Source organism: Massilia glaciei (assembly GCF_003011895.2).
In the GTDB taxonomy this organism is placed as follows: domain Bacteria; phylum Pseudomonadota; class Gammaproteobacteria; order Burkholderiales; family Burkholderiaceae_D; genus Telluria_A; species Telluria_A glaciei.
On the sequence record NZ_PXWF02000202.1, the window covers coordinates 18,906 to 42,845 of the forward strand.

General features: G+C 63.5%; 22 protein-coding genes. 7 read left to right on the forward strand and 15 right to left on the reverse strand.

Going from position 1 to position 23,940, the window contains the following annotated elements:
* The first annotated feature begins 73 nt into the window (after positions 1–73).
* The 6 genes from C7C56_RS12150 to C7C56_RS12175 all read left to right on the forward strand — a co-directional run bounded on the left by C7C56_RS12150 (position 74) and on the right by C7C56_RS12175 (position 5,932).
* Entirely contained in the window at positions 74–1,306 is a 1,233-nt protein-coding gene (locus C7C56_RS12150; protein WP_106757655.1) for a 3-methyl-2-oxobutanoate dehydrogenase (2-methylpropanoyl-transferring) subunit alpha, read from the forward strand.
* An 11-nt stretch (positions 1,307–1,317) separates the two neighbouring features.
* Positions 1,318–2,346 (forward strand): alpha-ketoacid dehydrogenase subunit beta, encoded by a 1,029-nt coding sequence (locus C7C56_RS12155; protein WP_106757656.1) that lies wholly within the window; start codon positions 1,318–1,320, stop codon positions 2,344–2,346.
* Position 2,347: 1 nt separating this feature from the next.
* On the forward strand, positions 2,348–3,670 hold the full coding sequence (locus tag C7C56_RS12160; protein ID WP_106757657.1) for a dihydrolipoamide acetyltransferase family protein: 1,323 nt from the start codon (positions 2,348–2,350) through the stop codon (positions 3,668–3,670).
* A gap of 3 nt (positions 3,671–3,673) precedes the next feature.
* Positions 3,674–5,074: a dihydrolipoyl dehydrogenase gene (lpdA, locus tag C7C56_RS12165; RefSeq protein WP_106757658.1), complete on the forward strand. Its 1,401-nt coding sequence runs from the start codon at positions 3,674–3,676 to the stop codon at positions 5,072–5,074.
* Positions 5,075–5,151: 77 nt separating this feature from the next.
* Positions 5,152–5,517, forward strand: coding sequence for a glutaredoxin domain-containing protein (locus C7C56_RS12170; protein ID WP_106757659.1), 366 nt, complete (start codon positions 5,152–5,154; stop codon positions 5,515–5,517).
* 97 nt (positions 5,518–5,614) lie between these two features.
* Positions 5,615–5,932: an ElaB/YgaM/YqjD family protein gene (locus C7C56_RS12175; RefSeq protein ID WP_106757660.1), complete on the forward strand. Its 318-nt coding sequence runs from the start codon at positions 5,615–5,617 to the stop codon at positions 5,930–5,932.
* Between the two features lie 334 nt (positions 5,933–6,266).
* On the opposite strand, the gene C7C56_RS12180 is transcribed toward C7C56_RS12175, so the two are convergent.
* From C7C56_RS12180 to C7C56_RS12195, 4 genes are all read right to left on the reverse strand, one after another.
* The gene (locus C7C56_RS12180; protein ID WP_106757661.1) at positions 6,267–7,205 is read right to left on the reverse strand and encodes an alpha/beta fold hydrolase; all 939 of its coding nucleotides are present in this window, start codon (positions 7,203–7,205) and stop codon (positions 6,267–6,269) included.
* A gap of 388 nt (positions 7,206–7,593) precedes the next feature.
* Positions 7,594–8,109 carry a 2-C-methyl-D-erythritol 2,4-cyclodiphosphate synthase gene (gene ispF, locus C7C56_RS12185; RefSeq protein ID WP_106757662.1) on the reverse strand — a complete coding sequence of 172 codons (516 nt, stop codon included), beginning with the start codon at positions 8,107–8,109 and terminating at the stop codon, positions 7,594–7,596.
* Positions 8,110–8,131: 22 nt separating this feature from the next.
* Positions 8,132–8,851 (reverse strand): 2-C-methyl-D-erythritol 4-phosphate cytidylyltransferase, encoded by a 720-nt coding sequence (gene ispD, locus C7C56_RS12190; protein WP_106757663.1) that lies wholly within the window; start codon positions 8,849–8,851, stop codon positions 8,132–8,134.
* A 340-nt stretch (positions 8,852–9,191) separates the two neighbouring features.
* On the reverse strand, positions 9,192–9,578 hold the full coding sequence (locus C7C56_RS12195; protein ID WP_106757664.1) for a DUF1761 domain-containing protein: 387 nt from the start codon (positions 9,576–9,578) through the stop codon (positions 9,192–9,194).
* A 422-nt stretch (positions 9,579–10,000) separates the two neighbouring features.
* Between C7C56_RS12195 and C7C56_RS12200 the strand changes: the two genes are divergently transcribed.
* Positions 10,001–12,427: a response regulator gene (locus tag C7C56_RS12200; protein ID WP_146204450.1), complete on the forward strand. Its 2,427-nt coding sequence runs from the start codon at positions 10,001–10,003 to the stop codon at positions 12,425–12,427.
* Between the two features lie 15 nt (positions 12,428–12,442).
* Here the strand turns inward: C7C56_RS12200 and C7C56_RS12205 are convergent, their stop codons facing one another.
* From C7C56_RS12205 to nuoG, 11 genes are all read right to left on the reverse strand, one after another.
* Positions 12,443–12,703: a hypothetical protein gene (locus tag C7C56_RS12205; protein WP_106757666.1), complete on the reverse strand. Its 261-nt coding sequence runs from the start codon at positions 12,701–12,703 to the stop codon at positions 12,443–12,445.
* A gap of 66 nt (positions 12,704–12,769) precedes the next feature.
* Entirely contained in the window at positions 12,770–13,327 is a 558-nt protein-coding gene (locus tag C7C56_RS12210) for an NUDIX domain-containing protein (protein ID WP_106757667.1), read from the reverse strand.
* A gap of 29 nt (positions 13,328–13,356) precedes the next feature.
* Positions 13,357–13,674, reverse strand: coding sequence for a DUF2818 family protein (locus C7C56_RS12215; RefSeq protein ID WP_106757668.1), 318 nt, complete (start codon positions 13,672–13,674; stop codon positions 13,357–13,359).
* Entirely contained in the window at positions 13,674–15,188 is a 1,515-nt protein-coding gene (gene nuoN / locus C7C56_RS12220) for an NADH-quinone oxidoreductase subunit NuoN (protein WP_106757669.1), read from the reverse strand. Before nuoN ends, C7C56_RS12215 begins: the two co-directional genes overlap by 1 nt.
* 15 nt (positions 15,189–15,203) lie before the next feature.
* On the reverse strand, positions 15,204–16,721 hold the full coding sequence (locus C7C56_RS12225) for an NADH-quinone oxidoreductase subunit M (protein WP_106757670.1): 1,518 nt from the start codon (positions 16,719–16,721) through the stop codon (positions 15,204–15,206).
* Between the two features lie 26 nt (positions 16,722–16,747).
* Positions 16,748–18,853, reverse strand: a complete 2,106-nt coding sequence (gene nuoL, locus C7C56_RS12230) for an NADH-quinone oxidoreductase subunit L (protein ID WP_106757671.1) — start codon at positions 18,851–18,853, stop codon at positions 16,748–16,750.
* 70 nt (positions 18,854–18,923) lie between these two features.
* Positions 18,924–19,232, reverse strand: coding sequence for an NADH-quinone oxidoreductase subunit NuoK (nuoK, locus tag C7C56_RS12235; protein ID WP_106757672.1), 309 nt, complete (start codon positions 19,230–19,232; stop codon positions 18,924–18,926).
* Positions 19,229–19,927, reverse strand: a complete 699-nt coding sequence (locus C7C56_RS12240) for an NADH-quinone oxidoreductase subunit J (RefSeq protein ID WP_106757673.1) — start codon at positions 19,925–19,927, stop codon at positions 19,229–19,231. The genes nuoK and C7C56_RS12240 overlap by 4 nt, the downstream gene beginning before the upstream one ends.
* An 84-nt stretch (positions 19,928–20,011) precedes the next feature.
* The gene (gene nuoI, locus C7C56_RS12245) at positions 20,012–20,500 is read right to left on the reverse strand and encodes an NADH-quinone oxidoreductase subunit NuoI (protein WP_106757674.1); all 489 of its coding nucleotides are present in this window, start codon (positions 20,498–20,500) and stop codon (positions 20,012–20,014) included.
* Between the two features lie 15 nt (positions 20,501–20,515).
* Entirely contained in the window at positions 20,516–21,589 is a 1,074-nt protein-coding gene (nuoH, locus tag C7C56_RS12250) for an NADH-quinone oxidoreductase subunit NuoH (protein WP_106757675.1), read from the reverse strand.
* Positions 21,589–23,928 carry an NADH-quinone oxidoreductase subunit NuoG gene (gene nuoG / locus C7C56_RS12255; protein ID WP_106757676.1) on the reverse strand — a complete coding sequence of 780 codons (2,340 nt, stop codon included), beginning with the start codon at positions 23,926–23,928 and terminating at the stop codon, positions 21,589–21,591. Before nuoG ends, nuoH begins: the two co-directional genes overlap by 1 nt.
* Positions 23,929–23,940 lie beyond the last annotated feature (12 nt).

The following is a 23,940-nucleotide window of genomic DNA, read 5'->3' on the forward strand; positions in this document are numbered from 1 at the left end:
ACCGAGTTCATGTCCCCGACGTGCGAATTTTGCTATGCTTGCGCCGCACATAACCTTACCAAGGGGAAGTCCCATGAGCCAGAGTAAGCCTCTGACACTGCACGTCCCGGAGCCTACAGGCAGACCCGGTTGCAAGACTGATTTTACGTACCTACAATTAAGCGACGCCGGCAAGGTACGCCGGCCGCCGATCGATGTGTTGCCGTCCGAAACCGCCGACATCGCCTCGAGCCTGATCCGCGTGCTCGACGACGAAGGCAACGCGGTCGGCCCGTGGGCCGAGGAGGTCGACAGCGAACTGCTGCGCTTCGGCATGCGCACCATGATGAAAACGCGGATCTTCGACGCCCGCATGGTCATCGCCCAGCGCCAAAAGAAAATGTCCTTCTACATGACCAGCCTCGGCGAGGAGGCGATCGGAACCGCCCATTCGCTCGCGCTGGTCGACGGCGACATGTGCTTCCCGACCTACCGCCAGCAAAGCCTGCTGTTCGCGCGCGAGGCGCCGATGGTCGAGATGATCTGCCAGTTGCTCTCGAACGAGGCCGACCCGCTCAAGGGGCGCCAGCTGCCGGTGATGTACTCGGTGCGCCGGCTCGGCTTCTTCACCATCTCGGGCAACCTCGCGACCCAGTTCGTGCAGGCGGTCGGCTGGGCCATGGCCTCGGCCATCAAGGGCGACACGAAAATCGCCTCGGCCTGGATCGGCGACGGCGCCACCGCCGAGTCGGACTTCAACACCGCCCTCACCTTCGCCCACGTGTACCAGGCGCCGGTGATCCTCAATGTGGTCAACAACCAGTGGGCGATCTCGAGCTTCCAGGGGCTGGCCGGCGGCGAGAGCGTCACCTTCGCCGCGCGCGGCGTCGGCAGCGGCATCGCCGCGCTGCGGGTCGACGGCAACGATTTTTTGGCCGTGCACGCGGCTTCCAAGTGGGCCGCCGAGCGCGCCCGCAACAACCTCGGACCGACCCTGATCGAATGGGTCACCTACCGCGCAGGCCCGCACTCGACCTCGGACGACCCGGGCAAATACCGCCCCACCGACGACTGGTCGTACTTCCCGCTGGGTGACCCGATCGCGCGCCTGCGCAAGCACCTCACGCTCTTGGGCCTGTGGTCGGACGAGGAGCACGAGGCGACGACCAAGGAGCTCGAGGCTGAAATCATCGCCGCCCAAAAAGAGGCGGAGAGTTCCGGCACGCTGGCCAACGGCCGCATTCCAAGCGCGGCGTCGATGTTCGAGGATGTCTATAAAGAGATGCCCGAGCACCTGCGCCAGCAACGTCAACAATTGGGGGTGTGATCGTGGAACGAATGAAAAATGCGGTAACCGCGCCGATGACCATGATCCAGGCCCTGCGTTCGGCCATGGACGTCATGCTCGAGCGCGACAACAACGTGGTCGTGTTCGGCCAGGACGTGGGCTATTTCGGCGGCGTGTTCCGCTGCACCGACGGCCTGCAGGCCAAGTACGGGCGCTCGCGCGTGTTCGACGCGCCGATCTCCGAGGGCGGCATCGTCGGCACCGCGGTCGGCATGGCCGCCTACGGCCTGCGCCCCGTGGTCGAGATCCAGTTCGCCGACTACTTCTATCCGGCCTCGGACCAGATCGTGTCGGAGGCGGCGCGCCTGCGCTACCGCTCGGCCGGCGAGTTCACCGCCTCGATGGTGATCCGCATGCCCTGCGGCGGCGGCATCTACGGCGGCCAGACCCACAGCCAGAGCCCGGAGGCGATGTTCACCCATGTGTGCGGCCTGCGCACGGTGATGCCGTCGAATCCGTACGACGCCAAGGGATTGCTGATCGCCTCGATCGAGAACGACGACCCGGTCATCTTCCTCGAACCCAAGCGCCTCTACAACGGCCCGTTCGACGGCCACCACGACCAGCCGGTGGTGCCGTGGTCGAAGCACCCGATGGGCGAGGTGCCCGAGGGGTATTACACCGTCCCGCTTGACAAGGCGTCGGTGTTCCGCCCGGGGACCGAGCTGACCGTGATCACCTACGGCACCATGGTGTTCGTGTCGGAGGCGGCCGCCAAGGAGACCGGCATCGATTGCGAGATCATCGACCTGCGCACGCTTTGGCCGCTCGACCTCGACACCATCGTCGCCTCGGTCAAAAAGACCGGCCGCTGCGTGGTGGTGCATGAGGCCACCCGCACCAGCGGTTTTGGCGCCGAACTTGCGGCGCTCGTGCAGGAACACTGTTTCTATGAACTGGAAGCGCCGATCGAGCGCGTGACCGGTTGGGACACCCCCTACCCGCATGCGCAGGAATGGGCTTACTTCCCCGGCCCCGACCGCGTCGGTGCCGCATTCAAACGTGCGATGGAGGCCTGATATGGGCGTACATGTAATTAAAATGCCCGATCTGGGCGAAGGCATTGCGGAAGTTGAAGTCGTGGCCTGGCATGTCAAGCCGGGCGACGTGGTGGTCGAAGACCAGGTGCTGGCCGATGTCATGACCGACAAGGCGACGGTCGAAATCCCGTCCGCCGTGGCCGGCACCGTGATCGAACTCGGTGGCCAGCTGGGCCAGGCGCTCGCCGTCGGCGCGGCGCTGATCCTGATCGAGGTCGAGGGCGAAGGCAACCAGAGCGCGGTCAAACAGAACTCGCGCACGATGGCGGCCGCCGCGGCGCCGGTGGTGGCGCCCGTTGCCGTGGCCGCGGCCGCGGTGGTCGAAGCCGCCCCTGTGGCGGCGCCGGTCGCCCCGGCACCGGTGGCCAAGTCGGCGCCGGCGAAAAGCCTCGTCACGCAAGCTAGCCGGGCGGCGGGCGAAAAGCCGCTGGCCGCGCCGGCCGTGCGCCAGCGCGCCTGGGACCTCGGGATCGAGCTGCAGTTCGTGTTCGGCAGCGGCCCGGCCGGGCGCATCACGCACGCCGACCTCGACGACTACGTTGCGCGCGGCGCCGGTGGCGCGGGTGGCGCGGGTGGCGCCGGCGACAACCGCTACGCCACGCTCGACGGCGAAACCGCGGTGCCCGTGATCGGCATGCGGCGCAAGATCGCGCAAAAGATGCAGGACGCAAAACGGCGCATCCCGCACTTCACGTATGTGGAGGAAATCGACGTCACCGAACTCGAAGCGCTGCGCACGCAACTGAACACGCGCTACGGCAAGGAACGCGGCCGCCTGACGATCCTGCCGCTGCTGATGCGCGCCGTGGTCCTCAGCGTGCGCAGTTTCCCGCAGATGAACGCGCGTTTCGACGACGAGGCCAACATCAACACGCTCTACAGCGCGGTCCACATCGGCATCGCCGCCCAGACCGACGCCGGGTTGATCGTGCCGGTGGTGCGCAATGCGGAGGCGCGCGATCCATGGTCGAGCGCGGCCGAGGTGGCGCGCCTGGCCGAGGCGGCCCGCGTCGGCAAGGCGCTGCGCGAGGAGTTGTCGGGTTCGACGATCACCATCACCAGCCTTGGCGCGCTGGGGGGCATCGTCACCACGCCGATCATCAACCATCCGGAGGTCGCCATCGTGGGCGTCAACCGCATGGTCGAACGGCCGATGGTGCGCGACGGCGCGATCGTCATCCGCAAGATGATGAACCTGTCGTCCTCGTTCGACCATCGGGTCGTCGACGGCATGCACGCGGCGCAGTTCGTGCAAATGATCCGCGGCTATCTGGAATGCCCGGCCACCCTGTTTGTGGAGTAGTCAATGAAATCGGTAACAACAAAACTGCTCGTGATCGGCGGCGGCCCTGGCGGCTACGTGGCCGCGATCCGCGCCGGGCAACTGGGCATTCCCACCATGCTGGTCGAGGGCGAGCGCCTTGGCGGCACCTGCCTCAACATTGGCTGCATCCCCTCCAAGGCGCTGATCCACGCGGCCGAGGAATACGACAAGGTGTGCCACTACGCCGACGGTTCGCCGCTCGGCATCTCGGTCGACAAGGCGCGCATCGATCTTGAGCGCACCGTGCAATGGAAGGACGGCATCGTCAAGCGCCTGACCGGCGGGGTCGGCGCCCTGCTCAAGAAAAACGGCGTGCAGGTGCTCAGCGGCTGGGCGCGCATCGTCGACGGCAAGACGGTCGAGGTGCAGGAGGCCGGCGCCGGCGAAGTGACCCGCATCAGCTGCGAACACCTGTTGCTGGCCACCGGATCGCAGGCGGTCGAACTGCCCTTCATGGAATTCGGAGGCGCCGTGATGTCGGCGACCGAGGCGCTCTCGCCGGCCACGCTGCCCAAGCGGCTGGTGGTGGTGGGCGCCGGCTACATCGGGCTCGAGCTAGGCATCGCCTACCGCAAGCTGGGCGCCGAAGTGGCCGTGGTCGAGGCCATGGACCGCATTTTACCGGCGTACGACGACGAACTGGCCAAACCGGTGGCCAGCTCGCTCAAGCGGCTGGGCGTGCAGACACACCTGGGATGCAGCGTATTGGGCATGAATGAAGCGGGCGACGCAGTGCGCGTGCGCGACGCCGCCGGGAACGAATCGGAACTCGCCGCCGACCGCGTGCTGGTGGCGGTTGGACGCCGTCCGCGCACCGAAGGCTGGGGCCTCGAGAGCCTGCTGCTCGACATGAACGGACGCGCGGTCAAGATCAACGACCAATGCCAGACATCGATGCGCGGCGTGTGGGCGATCGGCGACATCACGGGCGAGCCGATGCTGGCGCACCGCGCGATGGCGCAGGGCGAAATGGTGGCCGACATCATCGGAGGCAAGCGGCGCCACTTCACGCCGGTCGCGATTCCGGCGGTGTGCTTCACCGATCCCGAAATCGTGGTGGTCGGCCTGACGCCGCAAGAGGCGAAGCAGGCCGGCATCGATTGCATCACGGCGAACTTCCCGTTCGCGGCCAACGGCCGGGCGATGACGATCGAAGGCACGGACGGCTTCGTGCGGGTCGTCGCGCGCGGCGACAACCACCTGATTGTGGGCTGGCAGGCGGTCGGGCGCGGCGTGTCGGAGCTGAGCACCGCGTTTTCGCATTCGATCGAACTGGGCGCGCGCCTCGAAGACGTGGCCGGAACCATCCATGCGCATCCGACCCTGGGCGAAGCGGTGCAGGAAGCGGCATTGCGGGCACTGGGACACGCTTTGCATATATAGTATCGCCAACCACTACGTCGTCCCCGGCCCCGCCATGGGGGGCGTAGTGGGTTTCAATCACCACACCGGACCCCATCATGCCCCGCAGCATCCTCGACGAAGCCCAGATCCACCCCGCCATCCGGCAGCACATCAGCGAGCGGCACGCCGACATCGTCAAGGAAGTGCAGGCGGCCATCGCAAACAACGCCATCGTGGTGGTCGGCATGCGCCAGAACCCCTACCCGCGCAAGGCGCGCAAGGCGCTCGACGCGCTCAACACCCCGTACAAATACCTCGAATACGGCGGCTACCTGAGCCAGTGGCGGGCGCGCACGGCGCTCAAGATGTGGACCGGCTGGCCGACTTACCCGATGATCTTCGTGAAGGGCACCCTGATCGGCGGCTTCAGCGAACTGCGGGGCCTGATCGACAGCGGCGAGCTCGCGCGCACAATTTCCTAAAAAGCACTTTAATCCGTTCGCTAACGTACAGAACAATTAGCGGCGCTTGGTTATCCTTGCTGTCTGGAATTTTATTTTAGCAACCAAGGAGATAACCATGTTTGGATCGAACATCAGCACTGCCGGCAACGAAATGAAGTCGATGATCAACGAGGCGGAGCGCACGCTGAACGAAGCCAAGACGACGACTGGTGAAAAAGCGGAAGAGCTGCGCAAGAAGGGCCTGGACCTTTTGTCGAGCAGCATCTGCAAGGCACAGGAGCTCGAGAAAATGGCGATCACCTCGGCCAAGGATGCAGCGGCCTCGACCGACAAATACGTGCATCAAAACCCATGGTCGTCGATTGCGGTGTCGGGCGTGGTCGGCGCCGGCATCGGCATGGTGTTGGGCATGGCAATCGCCAACCGCCGTTGATCGCCCCGCTTGCGCGGCAAGCCCGCCGCAAGCTGATCTGCAAAAAAACGCGCCCTCCCCGGGCGCGTTTTGCCATCCGCCCCGGAAACCTTCCACTATCGGCACTATCGGGGTCAGACCCCAAATGTGAACATGTCACAATCGGGGTCTGACCCCAGTTAAGGAACATTTCGGCGAAAAATTCCCAGCCTAAAAACGCGCCCATAGAGGAACGCATTTAGGCATCTTCTTCCGTAATATTTCACAACCGGGGTCTGACCCCGTTTGTTAAATAATTCACCATTGGGGTCAGACCCCGGTTGTGGAACGATGCGCCTGGGATAGGAGCCCGGGGTCAGGCGGGAACGGGGAGCGGCGCCACCAGCGTGCGCCGGAACGCGAGGTATTCTTGCACCACCGCCTTGGGTGACTCGAGCATCGGTAAGTGGCCCAGGCCGTCGATGATGTGAACCTTGGAATTTGGGAACAGCAGGGCCAAGGCGTCCGCCCCCGTCGGACTCAGGATGCGGTCCTCGGCGCCCCACACGATCAGCGCCGGCGTCGGCTGCGGCGCGTACTGGGCCTCGAGCAGCGTCGAACTCGTCAGTTGCTGGAGGATCTGCGTGTGCAAGGCGAAATCGCCGATCGCACGCCGCGCCAGCACCCGGCGCAAAAATCGCGGGAAGTATGGCACCTTGTGCATCGTAGCCGCCATCAAGGCGTCGAATCCGGCTTCATCCTTGACCAGCAAGGGCATCTCGCCCGTTTTCTCGTAATGGCGCAACAGCGGCGTGTCGTGCGCCGCTTCGGTCCCGGCCGCGTCGATCAACCACACGCTGCCGACCATCTCCGGATACGTCGCCGCAAATTGCGCGGCAATGAAGCCGCCCATCGAGTTGCCGGCCAGGTGCACCCGACTTACCCCCATCTGGGCCAGAAACACGTGCAGGCGCCCCACTTGGTCGGACATGAAATAGTTCGCGTCGATGTCGCGCGTCGCTTCGCCGAAACCGGGCAGGTCCGGAACCAGGACCCGGTAGTGCGGGGTCAGGTGGCGCGCGATGCGGGTGAAATTGTCTTTGTCGCCGGCAAAACCGTGGATCAGCATCAGGGCTTCGCCCTTGCCGCCTTCGAGGTAGGGCATGTCGAACCTGCCCACCCGCGCCGTGCGCGTCGACAGCCCGCCAAAACGCCGTTCGGCGCCCATCGCGATGCGCGTGAGCAGTTCCGGCGCGAGCCGGGTTGCGACAAAGAGGGCGGCCAGCGCCGCCAACAGCAGATATACGTAGACCATCGATCAAGCTTTCGTCGCCCATGAAGTGCTTGATCTTACCTCATGGAACGACGCAGCTTGTAGAGGCGCGCCTCAGATGGTGAGACTTTACCGGACGTGCCCTAGCAGCCTGTCGGACTTGAAGGATATCGGCTGCAAATCCGCCTGAGCGGTCCATATTTCGCCGCTTTTTTGGCCAATAGAATAACTATTGACCTTCAAAATCGTCGAAATCTGTCCTCGCTCAGCCGAATTTTCGCTTCGATTCTTTAAGTCCGACAGGCTGCTAGCAGCGCGCCAGAAGGTGGCCGATCGAGGCGCCAAGCACAGCCATAGCGCGGGCTATGTGCAACGACGAGCGGGCGCCTTCCGGCGTGCCGAGCGGGCATGGGCGCAGACTCTCAGCCACTCAGGTCGTGGTGGCCCTGATCAGCATGGCGACCGCTTCGGCCGCCATGCCCTCTTCGCGGCCGAGGTAACCGAGCTTTTCGTTGGTCTTGGCCTTGATGTTGACCTGCTGGGGCGAGACCCCGAGGTCTTCGGCGATGCGCGAAATCATTTGGGCGATGTGGGGCGCCATTTTCGGCGCCTGCGCGATGATGGTCGCGTCGACATTGCCGATCGTGTAGCCGGTCGCGACGACCCGGTGCGCCACTTCGCGCAACAGGGTGCGCGAATCGGCCCCCGCGAACATCGGGTCGGTGTCGGGGAAATGTTTGCCGATGTCGCCCAGCGCGGCCGCGCCGAGCAAGGCGTCGATGATGGCGTGCAGCAGCACGTCGGCGTCCGAATGGCCGAACAGGCCCAGCCGGTGCGGGATCGTGACCCCGCCGATGATCAGTTTGCGGCCCTCGACGAGGGCGTGGCAGTCATAGCCGGTGCCGATGCGAAACGGCGGGGTTGGGTTGTAGGAAGCGAGTGCCATAGTTTGGTTTCACACTTTTAGGTTAGGGCGCTGCCAGGTACATCTCGGCGATCCGGATGTCCGCCGGCAGCGTCACTTTTAAATTACGGGGATGTCCCTCGACCAGGCGCGGCGCGAAGCCCATCGCTTCGATCGCACTGGCGTCATCGGTAATGACGCTGGCGTCGGTGGCCGCTGCGAGCGCGTCGCATAGCAGTCGGTATCGGAACATCTGCGGGGTCTGGGCCAGCCACAGGCCGTCGCGCGCGACGCTCGATGTGGCGGCAGGAACGTTGGCGCCGGCGGCCATGCTGGCGCGCTTGACGGTGTCGACCACCGGCAGCGCGAGCAGGCCGCCGACCGCGTCGTTGCCGACGGCGTCGATCAGTTTTGCGATCAGCGCCGCGTTGAGCCCCGGGCGCGCGGCGTCGTGCACCAGTACCCAGTCGAACTCGCCGAGCTCGCCGGCCAGGGCGCGCAATGCGTTTTGCACCGAGGCCAGGCGCGAAGCGCCGCCGCAGCGCAGCACCGTGACCGCGCCGGGCGGCACGACCGCGTCGATCTGGCCGTCGTGCGCACTGACGACGACATAGGTGTGGCTGATCAGGGCGCTGGAAAGGAAGGCGTCGATCGTGTGGCGCAGCATCGGCTTGCCGCCGATGTCGATGTATTGCTTGGGGCCGTCAGCGGCCATGCGCGCGCCAACGCCGGCCGCGGGAATGAGGGCGAAGTAACGCGGTGCTGCCTGGGTCGTTGGTTTCATCGTGCCTTGTCGTGCCGCTGTTTTTTCCGCTGTTTCTACTGCCGTTTTTCCCGCTGTTTCTACTGCTGTTTCTACTCCTGTTTTTAATGCCGTTCTTGCCGCTGCCCGCGCGCTCGAGGTGCGGACGGCTGCACTAAGAACTGTACCTCACCTCCGCGAACTTTGCTCAGGTGCGCTCATTATTGCGGTCCCGGCCGGCGGCCTGTAAAGACCCCGCCGCACGCCAGCTTCCACTGTCGGCAAATGGTCAAAGTCGGTGTTGAGGTGCCGCACTCGATGCGCTGGAATCTATGTTCTTGAACATGGACCCGCCGCGCGCCCCAAGCCCGTATCGGCCGCATCAACCCGGTTGCCAGAGCCCGAAAACAAGGCCGAACAGCACGAACTGCACGGTATGGTAGCCGCCGTCGATCAGCCACAGCTTGTAGCTGCGCTGGGAGAATTGGTAGTTGATGCCGAAGCTGGTCGCGACCAGGCCGAAGCCGATCAACAGTCCCAGCGACAGCGCGCCCTCGAGCGTGGTCCCGGCCGGCAGCACGGCGGCGAATGCGACCGCGGCCACGACCGAAAAGGCGAAGCTGACGCCGAACACTTTTGCGGGATGGCCGGTTTGCGGCTGGCCGCCGTTCTCCGCGTTCCAGATGCGGCCGAACAGTGCCGGCGAATACCACAAACCGCCCAGCAAGAAGCTCGATGCAGCTGCCACAAGTATGGCCCAATAGTTCATTGTTACCTTTCTTCCGTCCGGGCGCGCAGCCCGGACAGTCAAGTTTTTTTAAAGTGGTCAATCTTTCCACTTTAACAGCAAGCTGACTATGCGGCAATATTCAGCCGCGACGCGCCACGCGCAACGCGCATCGCACATCGCCTTTATGTCAGCGCCGGACATTTTGCAAGTTGCGCAGCGCTTGATATGTACCAAAAGATACATTGATAGAATAGTTCCGTTGTGCAATCCCGTACGCACGCATGAGGGTGTAAGATTGTTCCATATAGATATCTTCCCTCTCACAAAGATCGCCTTTCTGGCTGATGGAGCTGTTTCACGTGCAAAATACAGTACTCATAGCAGGATTAATCCTGATTATTATTGCAGGGGCGGCATTCGGTTTTTTCAAATTCCGTCAGTTGAAATCGCGCCTGCCACAAATGGCCGCGCCACCCGAAGAGACGGCGTTGCTCGATGACGGCTCGGTCGAAGTCCAGCCTCTCAAAAAAGCCGCGCATCCCGTTTCGGTCGACGCACACGATGGGTACGCCGGACAGCCTGCCGATGCCGACCCGCTCGACGACCAGGCCTGGCTCGATGCCCAGTCGGCCGAGTTGCATTCCGGTGTGTGGGCCAAGGTCGAGGAACGACAGCGCGTCAAGGAATTGGAACTGCGCATGGCATGGCGCGTCGTTGAGCTCGAGGCCAAGCGGCTCGAAACGGAGCGTTTTGACAACGACGAAAACGCCCGGATCGCCGCCGCCCGCGCCGAAGAGGAACTGGCCGGGCGCCCGGACACGATCATCGACGAAATCGACGTCAGCCGACTCGACGCGCCGCGCACGCGCCCCAAGGCGGACGACTTCGGCACCGAAATCGAAGGCGAGCCATCGGCACTCGATGTCGATTTCATCTTTGGCGATGCGCCCGCCGCCGCCGGGGACGCCGCTAAAGAAGATGCGCCGGCTCAGACCGGGGACGACAACGCGCGCCAGACGGCCGCCGAGGCCGAGGCGGCGCGCCTTGAAGCCGAGCGCGTGGCCTCGGAAGAACAAGCGCGCATCGAGGCCGGGCGCCTAGCCGCAGACGAAGCCGACCGCATCGAAGCGGCGCGGCTGGCCGAAGAGGCGGATGCCCGCATCGAGGCCGAACATATCGCGCAGCAGAATGAAGCACGGTTTGAAGCGGAGCGCCTGGCCGCCGAGGAAGCCAGGCTGCTGGCCGAAAAACAGATCGACATCGAAGGCGAACCGTCGCGCCTCGATGTCGAGTTCATTTTCGATCGCAATGGCGCAGCGGTCCGCGCCGAGCGCCCGGCCGAGGCGCCCACCCCCGCTTTTCCCGAGGAACAAGCGCCCGCCGCGGCCGACAGCGAGGACCTTGGCGTCGAACTGATAGTCCACCCGGTCCCGAGCGCGCCGGAAGCGGCAGCGGCAGCGGTGGCGCCATCCGAACCGGAAGCCGAAAACGCACCTGAAAACGCGTCCGCGGCGCAATTCGACGAGGACAACCTGGCCGACCTGGCGCCCACGAACGCCGAGGTTGAGGCGCGCATCGAAGCCGAGCGCATCGCCGAACTGGAAAAGTCGCGTGCCGCGTTCGAGCACGCGGCCAACGAAGAGGCGGCCGCGATCGCCCGCGCCGCCGAAGAGGTCGCGCGCATCGAGGCCGAGGAAGCGGCGCGGCTCGAGGCGATCCGCCTGGCCGAGGAGGAAGTGGCACGGCTCGAGGCCGAACGCATTGCCGAAGAAGACGCGGCCCAATTCGAGGCATTGCGCTTGGCGGCCGAAGAAGCCGCTCGCCTCGAAGCCGAACGCATCGCCGAGATCGCACGCCTTGAAGCCGAACGCATCGCCGAAATGGCGCGCGTGGAAGCCGAACGGGCAGCCGAAGCGGCGCGCCTCGAGGCCGAACGGGCCGCCGAAGCCCGGCGCCTCGAAGCAGAACGCGCCGCCGCGGCCGAAGCGGCGCGCCTTGAAGAAGAACGCGTCGCGGCCGAAACAGCGGCCCGCCTTGAAGCCGAGCGTCTCGCCGCCGAGGAATCCGCGCGCCTTGAAGCCGAACGCCTCGCCGCCGAAGACGCGGCGCGCATCGAGGCCGAGCGCATCGCGGCCGAAGAGGCTGCACTGCGCGCGGCCGAACGCCTTGAAGCCGACAACGCCGCGCGCATCGAAGCCGAACGGCTCGCGGCCGAAGAAGCCGCCCGTCTGGACGAGGAGCGCATCACCAAGGCGGTCAATGAACGCCTGGAAGCGGCGCGCATCGAGAACGAAGCCAGGCTGCTGCTCGAGGCGCAGCGCCGCACGGCCGAAAAGGCGGCGCGCCTGGCTGCCGAAAAAGCGGTGCGCGCGGAAGCCGAACGGGTCGCCCACGAAAAGACCGCGCGTCTCGAGGCCGAGCGCCAGGCCGCCGCGGCGGCGAAAGCCGAAGCGGACGCCAAAGCAAACGCCGCCGCGGCGCCAAGGCGCGGCAAACCGGCGCAAAAGGCGGTCGCCGAGACGATCATCATGATCGCCGACGATTCCAAGGTGGTGCGGATCAAGACCAACCGTTTGCTCGGCAACAATGGCTTCCAGGTGCAATTGGCCGAGGACGGCCTCGACGCGGTGCGCCAGATCGCCGAACGCATGCCCGACATCCTCATCACCGACGTCGAGATGCCTGGCATGAACGGTTTTGAATTGACCGTCTCGCTGCGCCAGAATCCGGCGACCGCGCACATCCCCGTCATCATGATCACGGCCGAGGAGAGTTACGCGACCAAGGCGGCCGACGCGGGTGTGGATGTGCTGCTCGGCAAGCCCTACCCCGAGGCCGACATGATCGAGCACATCAACCGCCTCATGCGCGATGGGCGTTTCCAGTAGGGGGAAACCGGTTCGCTAAACCTCTGAATAAATAAGGAACAACGGGACCACGATCGCGACGATGGAAATAACACCGACCGAAACACGGGCGACACTGGGCAATTGCCAGAACGATAGTTCGTCCAGTTTTGGGCCGGCCAGTTCGCAGACAATCCACAGAAACAAGATGAAGGGCCAATGCGCCCAGCTCAGTAATGCGTCGGCGTAACCCAGGCCCGGCACCGGAAACAGCCATGCGAGCAGCGCGACAAGCGCGGCCAGCACGGCGCCGGCCACGAAGATGATCTTGCCGATCGACGGCCCCGGGTCGAAATCGAATAGACGCCGATTGATCAGAGCCCCCTACCCCGGCGTCCAGGCACCCGCGATAATTTTCTCGAGCCAGAACGCGCCGATGATCGTCTTCACGTCGGTGATCTGACCGCCGCGGACCATCTCGAGCATCTCCGGCACGGTCGCCGTGAACACCTCGAGAAACTCGCCGTCGTCGAGCTTGGTCGGCCCCGCGGTCAGTCCGCGCGCGACAAACAGGTCGAGGTGTTCGTCCGAATAGGCGATCGCATTGTGGATGGTGCAGACGGATTGCCAGTCGCTGGCGATATAGCCGGTTTCTTCCTGCAGCTCGCGCCTGGCGCAGTCGAGCGAGGCTTCGCCGGGATCGATTTTACCGGCGGGAAATTCGATGAACACGCGGTCGAGCGGATAGCGGAACTGGCGCTCGAGCAGCACGCGGCCATCGTCGAACAACGGCAAGATGACCACCGCGCCCGGATGCTTGATGTATTCGCGCGCGGTGTGTTTGCCGTTGGGCAGCGACACGATGTCGCGCGCGAGCTTGAGGAAACCGCCGTCGTAGACCACTTCCCCGTCGATTCGGGTCTCTCTGAGCTGCGAATCCATGCGCGACTCCAGGGTCGGGTAGATGAGTATCAGCGTTTGCGCAGGTAGCGCATCACAAAGCCGGGAAAACCGAGCACCACGAACAGCGGCACCGTGATCATATAAAACTCTTTGGTCTGCTTGAACACGTTGCCGATGCGCGACTCGAGCAGCCAGGCCAGCGCCCCGACGACAAAGTACAGCACCGCCAGTTCGCCGATGCGCACCCAGCCGTGCTTGTTGGGGGCCCCGCCCGGCTGCGCCGGCTTCAGGGGAATGAAGCCGAACAGGGACTCGTTCACATACGGCAAATTGGCAAGTACCAGGGCGACCAAAATCAGCAGCCAGCTCGCAAGTGAAACATCCATCAGCTGACCAGCGACTTGCTCATCGCATCGATGCAGGTCGTGAGCAAGGCGCCTGGCCACAGGCCAAGGCCGACGATGGCGATGCCGTTGATGGACATCATCACGCGCATGTCGAGCGGCGCGACGATCGGCGATGCGTCGGACGCTTCGTCGAACCACATGACCTTGACCACACGCAGGTAGTAGAACGCGCCGATCAGCGAGAACATCACCGCCAGCACCGCCAGCCAGATCTGACCCGTCGTCACGACCGCGTCGAGCACCGCGAACTTGGCGATGAAGCCCATCGCGGGCGGCACGCCGGCGAGCGAGAACATGAGGATCGTCATGACAACGGCGAACCACGGGCTGCGCTTGGCCAAGCCCTTGAAGTCGCTCAGTTCCTCGGCCTCGAAGCCGGAGCGCGCGAGCATCATGATGAGGCCGAAGCTGCCCAGCGTCGTCAGCACATACGTGATCACATAGTACATGGCGCCGCCGTAGGCCGCCGCCATGTTGCTTTCGTTGTGAGGAGGACCGCCGGCGACGGCGACCACGCCGGCCAGCATGCCGAGCATCACAAAGCCCATCTGGGCGATGGTCGAATAGGCCAGCATGCGCTTGATGTTGGTTTGCGCGATCGCGGTCAGGTTGCCGATGGCCAGCGACATGACGGCCAGCACCATGAGCATCAGCTGCCAGTCGAGCGCCATGTGGCGCAGGCCCTCGGCCAGCAGGCGCACGACGATCGCGAACGCGGCCAGCTTGGGCGCGCCGCCCAGCAACAGCGTGACCGCCGTCGGGGCACCTTGGTAGACGTCCGGCACCCACATGTGGAACGGCACCACGCCGAGCTTGAAGGCGAGGCCGGCGACGACGAACACGAGGCCGAACTTGAGCACGTTGGTGTTTGCCGTGCCGCTTTCGATGACGCGGGCGATGTCGGACAGGTCGAGCGAGCCGGTCGCGCCGTAGATCATCGAGATGCCGTACAGCAAGAAACCGGAGGCGAGCGCGCCCAGGATGAAGTACTTCATCGCCGCTTCGGTCGCGATCGCGTGGTCGCGGCGCAGCGCGACGAGCGCGTACAGCGACAGCGACATCAGTTCGAGGCCGAGGTAGATCGACAGCATGTTATTGCCTGAGATCATAATCATCTGGCCGAGCATCGCGAACAGCGCGATCACATAGAACTCGCCGCCGAGGTTGCCCGACAACATGCCGCGGTCGGTCGCGTACTGGCGCGAATAGATCAGCGTGACGCCGACGGCCAGGTAGGTGAACAGCTTGAGCAGGTTGGCGATCGGATCGGACACGTACATGTTGTTGAACGTGTAGACGGTCGCGCCGGACGCGAAGTCGATGGCGGTGAACACAGCGCAGCCGATCAGGGCCATCAGCGCGAGGCGGTAGGTGACGGCGCGCTTCGCTTCCGACAGGAACATGTCGATCAACAGAATCGCGGATGCGGCGATCATCAAAAAGATCTCGGCGTAGGCCGGGATCAGGTTGGGGGTCGGGAACGTGTTGGTCATAGTTGTCAGTCAGTTTTATTGTGGCAGCAGCGCTGGCAGTTTCGACACGTTCACGTGGCTGAGCAGGTCGGCCACGGAGGTTTGCATCGTATCGGTGAACGGCGCTGGGTACAGGCCCATGGCCAGCACGGCGATGGCAAGCACGGCGAACATGAAGAATTCGCGACGGTTCAGGTCGGTCAAGGCGTCGACGTTCTTGTTGGCGATGGCGCCGAACACCACGCGCTTGACCATCCACAGCGAGTACGCCGCGCCCAGGATCAGGGCGGTGGCGGCCAGCATGCCGATCCAGAAATTGAATTTGACGGCGCCCAAAATCACCATGAACTCGCCGACGAAGCCCGACGTCGCCGGCAAGCCCGCATTGGCCATCGAGAAGAACACGAAGAAGGCGGCGAACTTCGGCATGCGGTTGATCACGCCGCCATAGGCGGCGATCTCGCGCGAATGGACGCGGTCGTACAGCACGCCGATGCACAGGAACATCGCGCCCGAAATGAAACCGTGCGAGATCATCTGGACGATGCCGCCCTGCACTGCCATGTCGCCGAACATGAAGAAGCCCAGCGTGACAAAACCCATGTGCGCGATCGACGAATAGGCGACCAGTTTTTTCATGTCGGTCTGCACCAGCGCGACGAGGCCGATGTAGATCACGGCGATCAGCGACAAGGTGATGATGAACGGCGCCAGGTACAGGCTCGCGTCCGGGGCGATCGGCAGCGAGAACCGCAGGAAGCCGTAGGCGCCGAGCTTGAGCATGATCGCGGCCAGCACGACGGAGCCGCCGGTGGGCGCCTCGACGTGGGCGTCGGGCAGCCAGGTGTGCACCGGCCACATCGGCACTTTTACCGCGAACGCCATCAGGAAGGCGCAGAAAATGAGGACCTGCTCGCGCATCGTCAACGGCAACTGGTGCCACTCGAGGATGCTGAACGAGCCGCCCGATTTGTTATACAGGTAGACGATCGCGACGAGCGTGAGCAGCGAGCCAAAAAAGGTGTACAAGAAAAACTTGAACGACGCGTACACGCGGTTGGCGCCGCCGAACACACCGATGATGATAAACATCGGGATCAGCGTCGCTTCAAAGAAGAAGTAAAACAGCAGTCCGTCCATCGCGCAAAACACGCCGACCATCAGGCCCGACAAAATCAGGAACGATCCCATGTACTGCGCCACGCGCTTCTCGATCACTTCCCACGCCGAGATCACCACGATGATCGTGATAAACGCCGTCAGCGGCACGAACCACAGCGACAAACCGTCGACCGCGAGCGCGTACATGATGTTGAAGCGGCCGATCCACGGGGCGCTTTCGACGAACTGCATGCCGTGCGCGGCGTTATCGAAGTTCATCATCAGCGGGATCGTCGGCAAGAAGCTGACGATGGCGCCGACAAGCGAGAGCACGCGGGTGAAGCCCGCTTTTTCATCGCGGCCGACCGCCAGGATCAGCACGCCGAACAAAATCGGGACCCAAATCGCGAGACTCAGGTACGGAGGGAATTGAGAGATCGTAAACTGCATCATTATCGTTATCTTTGCGTGTCAGCGGGTTAAACTTGCCAAAACGGCAGGAAGTAGATCAGGAAGCCCAACACGCCGAGAATCATGACGAAAGCGTAGTGGTAGATGAAACCGGTCTGCAACTTGCGCGACAGTGCCGAGAACAGGCCCACCATTTTTGCGCTGCCATTGACGACGAAGCCATCGATGATGCTCTTGTCGCCGACACTCCACAGACCGCGGCCAAGCAGACGGGCGCCGCCGGCGAAGACCACGTCATTGAACATGTCCATGTAGTACTTGTTTTCGAGCAGCGTGTGCAGCGCGTGGAACTTGGCGAAGAACCAGGCCGGCACCTTGCGGTTGACCATATAGCAGTAGTAGGCCGAGGCGACACCGGACATCGCCAGGAAGAACGGCAGCGTCATCATGCCGTGCAAGGTCATGGCCATCGGACCGTGGAAGGCTTCTTTCAAGGTTGCCATCGCGGAGTGCTTGGGGTCGACCGTGATGACGCCATTGAAGAAGTCGCCGTGCAACATTGGCTCGATCGTGAAGTAGCCGATCAGCACCGATGGAATGGCCAGCATGATCAACGGGAAGGTCACCACGAATGGCGACTCGTGCGGCTTCTCGCCCTGCGCCAGGCCGTGGTGGGCGTGGTCGTCGTGGTCGTCGTGCGCGTCGTGCTCTTCTTCCTCGTGGTGGGCGTCCGAATCTTTGTGGTCGTGGGTTTTATGGTCGTGGCCGTGGTCATGCGCATGCGCCCTGCCGAAACGCTCTTCACCGTGGAACACCAGGAAGTACATCCGGAACGAGTAGAACGCGGTCACGAACACGCCGGCCAGCACGGCGAAGTTGGCAAAGCCGGAGCCGAAAATCGTGGTCGCGTGCACCGCCTCGATGATGCTGTCCTTCGAATAAAAACCCGAGAAAAACGGCGTGCCGATCAGCGCCAGGGAGCCGAGCAAGGCGGTGATCCAGGTGATCGGCATGTACTTGCGCAGGCCGCCCATGTTGCGGATGTCCTGGTCGTGGTGCATGCCGATGATGACCGAACCGGCGCCGAGGAACAGCAGCGCCTTGAAGAACGCGTGCGTCATCAGGTGGAACACGGCGATGCCGTAGGCCGACGAGCCGAGCGCGACCGTCATGTAGCCGAGCTGCGACAGGGTCGAATAGGCGACCACGCGCTTGATGTCGTTCTGGATGATTCCCAAAAAGCCCATGAACAGCGCCGTGATCGAACCGATGATCAGCACGAACGACAAGGCGGTGTCGGACAATTCAAACAGCGGCGACATGCGCGCGACCATGAAGATGCCGGCCGTGACCATGGTCGCGGCGTGGATCAGGGCCGAGATCGGGGTCGGGCCCTCCATCGAATCGGGCAGCCATACGTGCAGCGGGAACTGGGCCGATTTGCCCATCGCGCCGATGAACAGGCAGATGCAGGCGACCGTGAGCAGCATCCAGTCGGTGCCGGGCAGGGTCATCGCGGCCAGCGCGTCCTTCTTGGCGAACACTTCGGCGTAGTTCATGGTGTCGGCGAAGGCGAACAGCAGGCCGATGCCGAGGATGAAGCCGAAGTCGCCAACGCGGTTGACCAGGAAGGCCTTCATGTTGGCGAAGATGGCGGTCGGACGGGTGTACCAGAAACCGATCAGCAGGTACGAGACCAGGCCCACCGCCTCCCAGCCGAAGAACAGCTGCAGGAAGTTGTTCGCCATGACCAGCATCAGCATCGAGAACGTGAACAGCGAGATGTACGAGAAGAAGCGGTTGTAGCCTTCGTCATCCTTCATGTAGCCGATCGTGTAGATGTGCACCATCAGCGACACGAAGGTCACCACGCACATCATCATCGCCGACAGCGCGTCGACCTGGAACCCGACTTCGAGTTTCAGGGAGCCGACGGTCATCCAGGTGTAGAGCGTTTCGTTGAACACGGCGGCGCCGTCGAGCACCTGCATGAGCGTGTGGACCGACAGTATCAGCGAGATGAGCACGCCGAGAATCGTGACCGTGTGCGACGTCTTGCGGCCGACGATGTTCCCCAGGAACTTTGTACCAAACAAGCCCGCGATCACGGCACCGACCAGCGGCGCCAGCGGTACGGCAAGAAGGATATTAGGGTTAAGAAGTTGCCCCGCCATGTTGAACCTTAATCGTTATTTATTCGAATTTGAAGCGCGCCCGGGGGCGCGGTTTCGGTGCGCAGCCAGCTTAGCCTTTGAGGCTGTCCAGGTCTTCCACGTTGATCGTGTCCAGATTGCGGAACAGGACCACCAGGATCGCCAGGCCGATGGCCGCTTCGGCCGCCGCGACGGTCAGGATGAAGAACACGAAAATCTGTCCGGCCGCGTCGCCCAGGTAGTGCGAAAAGGCGATGAAGTTCAGGTTGACCGACAGCAGCATCAACTCGATGGCCATCAACAACACGATGATGTTCTTGCGGTTCAGAAAAATGCCGACGATCGAGATCGCGAACAGGATCGCGGCCAGGACCAAGTAGTGTGCGAGCGTGAGTGTCATGGTGTCTCCTTGCCGGCGCCGGGCGCCGCTTGTTCGGCCGCCTTGGCGGCTTGTTCGGCCGCCAGCGCGTCGGCCGCGTTCGAGGCGCGGTCGATCGCGCCTTGGTCGACCGCGTCCATCTTGACGATGCGCAGGCGGTCGTTGCGCTTGACGCGCACCGCCTCGGCCGGATCGAAGTGCTTGCTGTCCTTGCGCTTGCGCAGGGTCAGCGCGACGGCCGCGATCATCGCCACGAGCAAAATGGCGGCCGCGATCTCGAAGCCGTAGATGTATTCGGTGTAAATCAGCATACCCAGTTCCTTGGTGCCGCCGATGTTGAGCGCGGCCGCCTCGGCCGACTGCTCGAAATCGGCATAGCCGCGCCACACCACCGCCGCCATCTCGAGCACGATGACGGCCCCGATGGTTGTCGCCAGCGGCAGATAGGACCAGAAGCCCTCCCGCATGCGGTCCATATTAATGTCGAGCATCATCACCACGAACAGGAACAACACCATGACGGCGCCGACGTACACGAGCACGAGCACGATGGCCAGGAACTCGGCCTTGAGCAGCAGCCAGATGCCGGCGGCGTTGAAGAACGCGAGCACCAGGAACAGGGCCGCGTGCACCGGATTGCGGGCCGTGATAACGCGGGTCGCGGCACCGATCAGGATGAACGCGAACACGTAAAATAAGAGAGATTTAAAATCCATAACTAACCCAAGAGACCTACAGATTAACGATCAGGCGCGCCCATTCGGCACAGGCGCACTGTGATTTTTTGAAGGCGTGCTTAATTAACGGTACGGCGCGTCGGCCTCGCGGGCCGCGGCGATTTCGGTTTCGTAGCGGTCGCCGACAGCGAGCAACATCTCTTTCGTGTAGTACAAATCGCCGCGTTTTTCGCCGTGGTATTCGAGTACATGGGTTTCGACGATCGAGTCGACCGGGCAGGACTCTTCGCAAAAACCGCAGAAAATGCACTTGGTCAGGTCGATGTCGTAACGCGTGGTGCGGCGCGAGCCGTCGTCACGCTGCTCCGACTCGATCGTGATGGCCATCGCCGGGCACACCGCCTCGCACAGTTTGCAGGCGATGCAGCGCTCTTCCCCGTTGGGGTAGCGGCGCAGCGCGTGCAAGCCGCGGAAGCGTGGAGACATCGGCGTCTTCTCTTCCGGGAATTGCACGGTGATCTTGCGCGCGAACATATACCTGCCCGTCAGCGCCAAGCCCTTGAACAGCTCCAACAGCAGCAGGCTGCGGAAAAAATCTATCACTCTGGTCATGTCTAATTCGCTCTCTTACTTCCAAATATTCCAGGACGTCTGCATCCAGGCCGCGACGATCACGAGGTACGCCAAGGTCAGCGGGATGAACACCTTCCAGCCGAGGCGCATGATCTGGTCATAGCGATAGCGCGGGAAGGTACCACGGGTCCAGATAAACAGCGAGACGACGAAGAAGCTCTTGATGCCGAGCCAGATCCAGCCGGGGATGAAGTCGAGGAGCGCGATTGGCGAATCCCAGCCACCGAGGAACATCAGCGAAGCGAGCACGCTGATCAGAATCATGTTGGCGTATTCGGCCAGGAAGAACATCGCGTACGACATGCCCGAGTACTCGACCATGTGGCCGCCGACGATCTCGGACTCGCCCTCGACGACGTCGAACGGGTGGCGGTTGCATTCGGCCAGGCCGGACACCAGGTACACCACGAACACCGGCAGCAGCGGCAGCCAGTTCCACGACAGGAAATTGAGGCCCATGCCGTGCATCTGGCCGACCTGCTGGCCCTGCACGATATCGATGAAGTTGAGCGAACCGGACACCATCAGCACGATCACTAGCGCAAAACCCATCGCGATTTCGTAGGACACCATCTGGGCCGAGGCGCGCATCGCGCCCATGAACGAGTACTTCGAGTTGGAGGCCCAGCCGGCGATGATGATGCCGTACACCTCCATCGAGGTGATCGCGAGCAGCAGCAGCAAGCCGGCGTTGACGTTGGCGAGCACCACCTCGGGGCCGAACGGCACCACCACCCAGCAAGCGAGCGCCGGCGCGATCGTCATGATCGGGCCGATCACGAACAAGGCCTTGTTCGACTTGGCCGGGATGATGATTTCCTTGAACAGCAGCTTCATCGCATCGGCGATCGGCTGCAGCAGGCCGAGCGGGCCGACGCGGTTCGGTCCGATACGGATCTGGATCCATCCGAGCAGCTTGCGCTCCCACAGGGTCAGATACGCGACCAGGCCCATCAGGGGCAGCGTCACCATCAGGATCTTGGCAAGGGTCCAGAAGAACGGCCAGGTGTAACCGACGTGTTCGGCGCCAAAGGCGTTGATCGCGCCAACAAATTCAGGCAGAGCCATTAGATCCCCTCCCCTGCTTTTTCAACTGTGATGGCACCGAACATCGCGCCCAAGGTGGCGGTCGATGGGTGCGCCGCGGCCACGCGCACCGCGTTGGGCGGCAGACCGGCATCGATGCCGGCAACCAGGACCGCGCTGCCCGCGCCCTGCGACACCTTGACGCTGTCGCCGGCTTTCACGCCCAGCTTGTCGGCGAGCGCGGCGGGCAACCAGGCCAGCGGCGCCTGGCCGTCGGCCGTGCGCAGCAGTGGCTCGGAGCGGCGCGCGATCGCGTCGGCGAAATAGATCGGCACGTTGGTGACGCGCTCTAGGGCGCCGCCGTCGCCGTGCGAAGCGGCGGTCAAGGCCGTCTTCGACATGTTGTTCAACTTGCTTGAGAGGTCGGTCACGCCCTTGCCGAAGACTTCGTCGCGGACCGCTTCGCTGGTCTCGTAGTCGAAGTTGGGCAGGCTCAGCAAGTTGCCGAGCACGCGCAGCACTTTCCAGGCGGGACGGGTCTCGCCCAAAGGCTTGACGGTGCCGTTGAAACTTTGCGCGAAGCCTTCGCAATTGACGAAGGTGCCCGAGGTTTCCGAGAACGGCGACACCGGCAGCAGCACGTCGGCGTAGTCGAAACCATGCTTGAACGGCGACATGGCCACGACCATCTCGGCCGCGTCGAGCGCGGCGCGCGCCTGTTGCGGGTTGGCCGCGTCGAGCTCCGGCTCGGCGCCGAGCAGCACGTAGGCTTTTTTCGGGGTCGAGAACACCGGGGTCGCATTCTTGGCCGTCGCGCCGACAAGGTAGCCGCCGACGCTGTTGGCCGCCTCGACCATATAGCCGAACTTGGCGCCGGTCTGCTCGGCGATCCATTGGGCCGCGGCATGCAGTGCGGACGCTTGTGGATGCTGTGCGGCGGCGTTGCCCATGAGGATGACGGCGGGAATGCCGGCGTCGCCCGTGTTCAGGCTCGCGGCGATCTTGCCGGCGGCCTCGGACGCTTGCACGTTCTCGAAGCCGGCGGGTGCGGACACGCCTTTGGCGGCGGCGACCGCAACCACGATTTCCGACAAGGCGGCGAGCCAGTCGGACGGCGCGGCGATCATCTTGTTGGCGGCCGGGATCAACAGCTCGTCGTCGCTAGCATGCAGGATCGACAGCTTGGCGCCGCTCTTGACGGCCGCGCGCAGGCGCGTGGCGACCAGCGGGTGGTCCTTGCGCAGGAACGAGCCGATGATGAAGGCGCGTTTGACGTGGGTCAGTTCGGCGATCTTCATGCCGAGCCAAGGTGTGACCTGGCCGTCGAGCGCGAAGTCGGTCTGGCGCTGGCGGAACTCGATGTTCTCGGAACCGATACCGCGCATCATTTTTTGCAGCAGGTAGAGTTCCTCGGACGTCTGGTGGCCGGTCGCGACGGCGGCGATCGCGTCGGCGCCGTGCTCATGCTTGATGTTGCGCAGGCCGTGGGCGATGTACTCGAGCGCGGTCTGCCAGTCGGTTTCCTGCCATTGGCCGCCCTGCTTGATCAGCGGCATGGTCAGGCGTTCCTGGTTGTCGAGCGCCTCGTACGAGAAACGGTCCTTGTCCGAGATCCAGCATTCGTTGATCGCATCGTTCTCGAGCGGCAGCACGCGCATGACCTTGCCACCCTTGACCTGGACGATCAGGTTGGTGCCGAGGCTGTCGTGCGGGCTGACTGACTTGCGGCGCGACAGTTCCCAGGTGCGGGCGCTGTAGCGGAACGGCTTCGAGGTCAGGGCGCCGACCGGGCACAGGTCGATCATGTTGCCCGACACTTCGGAGTCGACCGTCTTGCCCACGAACGTGGTGATCTCGGCGTGCTCGCCGCGGCCGAGCATGCCCAGCTCCATGACGCCGGCCACTTCCTGGCCGAAACGCACGCAACGGGTGCAGTGGATGCAACGTGCCATCTCTTGCATCGAGATCAGCGGGCCCGCGTCCTTCGGCACCACGGTGCGCTTTTCTTCCTCGTAGCGCGAGCCCGATTTGCCGTAGCCGACCGCGAGGTCCTGCAACTGGCATTCGCCGCCCTGATCGCAGATCGGGCAGTCGAGCGGGTGATTGATGAGCAAGAATTCCATCACGGACTTCTGGGCCTGCACCGCCTTCTCGCTGTTCGAGCGCACGATCATGCCAGCCGAAACCGGCGTTGCGCAGGCGGGCAAAGGCTTGGGCGCCTTCTCGACTTCGACCAGGCACATGCGGCAGTTCGCGGCGATCGACAATTTCTTGTGATAGCAGAAGTGCGGAATGTAGGTTCCGAGTTTGTTTGCGGCGTCCATCACCATGCTGCCCGGTGGGACTTCAACTTTTTTGCCGTCTATTTCGATTTCAACCATTGGATCTGACCT

Excerpts from the sequence above, each read along its gene's own strand:
- C7C56_RS12150 (WP_106757655.1), top strand. The coding sequence starts at position 74 with ATGAGCCAGAGTAAGCCTCTGACACTGCACGTCCCGGAGCCTACAGGC.
- C7C56_RS12155 (WP_106757656.1), top strand. The coding sequence starts at position 1,318 with ATGAAAAATGCGGTAACCGCGCCGATGACCATGATCCAGGCCCTGCGT.
- C7C56_RS12160 (WP_106757657.1), top strand. The coding sequence starts at position 2,348 with ATGGGCGTACATGTAATTAAAATGCCCGATCTGGGCGAAGGCATTGCG.
- lpdA (WP_106757658.1), top strand. The coding sequence starts at position 3,674 with ATGAAATCGGTAACAACAAAACTGCTCGTGATCGGCGGCGGCCCTGGC.
- C7C56_RS12170 (WP_106757659.1), top strand. The coding sequence starts at position 5,152 with ATGCCCCGCAGCATCCTCGACGAAGCCCAGATCCACCCCGCCATCCGG.
- C7C56_RS12175 (WP_106757660.1), top strand. The coding sequence starts at position 5,615 with ATGTTTGGATCGAACATCAGCACTGCCGGCAACGAAATGAAGTCGATG.
- C7C56_RS12180 (WP_106757661.1), bottom strand. The coding sequence starts at position 7,205 with ATGGTCTACGTATATCTGCTGTTGGCGGCGCTGGCCGCCCTCTTTGTC.
- ispF (WP_106757662.1), bottom strand. The coding sequence starts at position 8,109 with ATGGCACTCGCTTCCTACAACCCAACCCCGCCGTTTCGCATCGGCACC.
- ispD (WP_106757663.1), bottom strand. The coding sequence starts at position 8,851 with ATGAAACCAACGACCCAGGCAGCACCGCGTTACTTCGCCCTCATTCCC.
- C7C56_RS12195 (WP_106757664.1), bottom strand. The coding sequence starts at position 9,578 with ATGAACTATTGGGCCATACTTGTGGCAGCTGCATCGAGCTTCTTGCTG.
- C7C56_RS12200 (WP_146204450.1), top strand. The coding sequence starts at position 10,001 with ATGGCCGCGCCACCCGAAGAGACGGCGTTGCTCGATGACGGCTCGGTC.
- C7C56_RS12210 (WP_106757667.1), bottom strand. The coding sequence starts at position 13,327 with ATGGATTCGCAGCTCAGAGAGACCCGAATCGACGGGGAAGTGGTCTAC.
- C7C56_RS12215 (WP_106757668.1), bottom strand. The coding sequence starts at position 13,674 with ATGGATGTTTCACTTGCGAGCTGGCTGCTGATTTTGGTCGCCCTGGTA.
- nuoN (WP_106757669.1), bottom strand. The coding sequence starts at position 15,188 with ATGACCAACACGTTCCCGACCCCCAACCTGATCCCGGCCTACGCCGAG.
- C7C56_RS12225 (WP_106757670.1), bottom strand. The coding sequence starts at position 16,721 with ATGATGCAGTTTACGATCTCTCAATTCCCTCCGTACCTGAGTCTCGCG.
- nuoL (WP_106757671.1), bottom strand. The coding sequence starts at position 18,853 with ATGGCGGGGCAACTTCTTAACCCTAATATCCTTCTTGCCGTACCGCTG.
- nuoK (WP_106757672.1), bottom strand. The coding sequence starts at position 19,232 with ATGACACTCACGCTCGCACACTACTTGGTCCTGGCCGCGATCCTGTTC.
- C7C56_RS12240 (WP_106757673.1), bottom strand. The coding sequence starts at position 19,927 with ATGGATTTTAAATCTCTCTTATTTTACGTGTTCGCGTTCATCCTGATC.
- nuoI (WP_106757674.1), bottom strand. The coding sequence starts at position 20,500 with ATGACCAGAGTGATAGATTTTTTCCGCAGCCTGCTGCTGTTGGAGCTG.
- nuoH (WP_106757675.1), bottom strand. The coding sequence starts at position 21,589 with ATGGCTCTGCCTGAATTTGTTGGCGCGATCAACGCCTTTGGCGCCGAA.
- nuoG (WP_106757676.1), bottom strand. The coding sequence starts at position 23,928 with ATGGTTGAAATCGAAATAGACGGCAAAAAAGTTGAAGTCCCACCGGGC.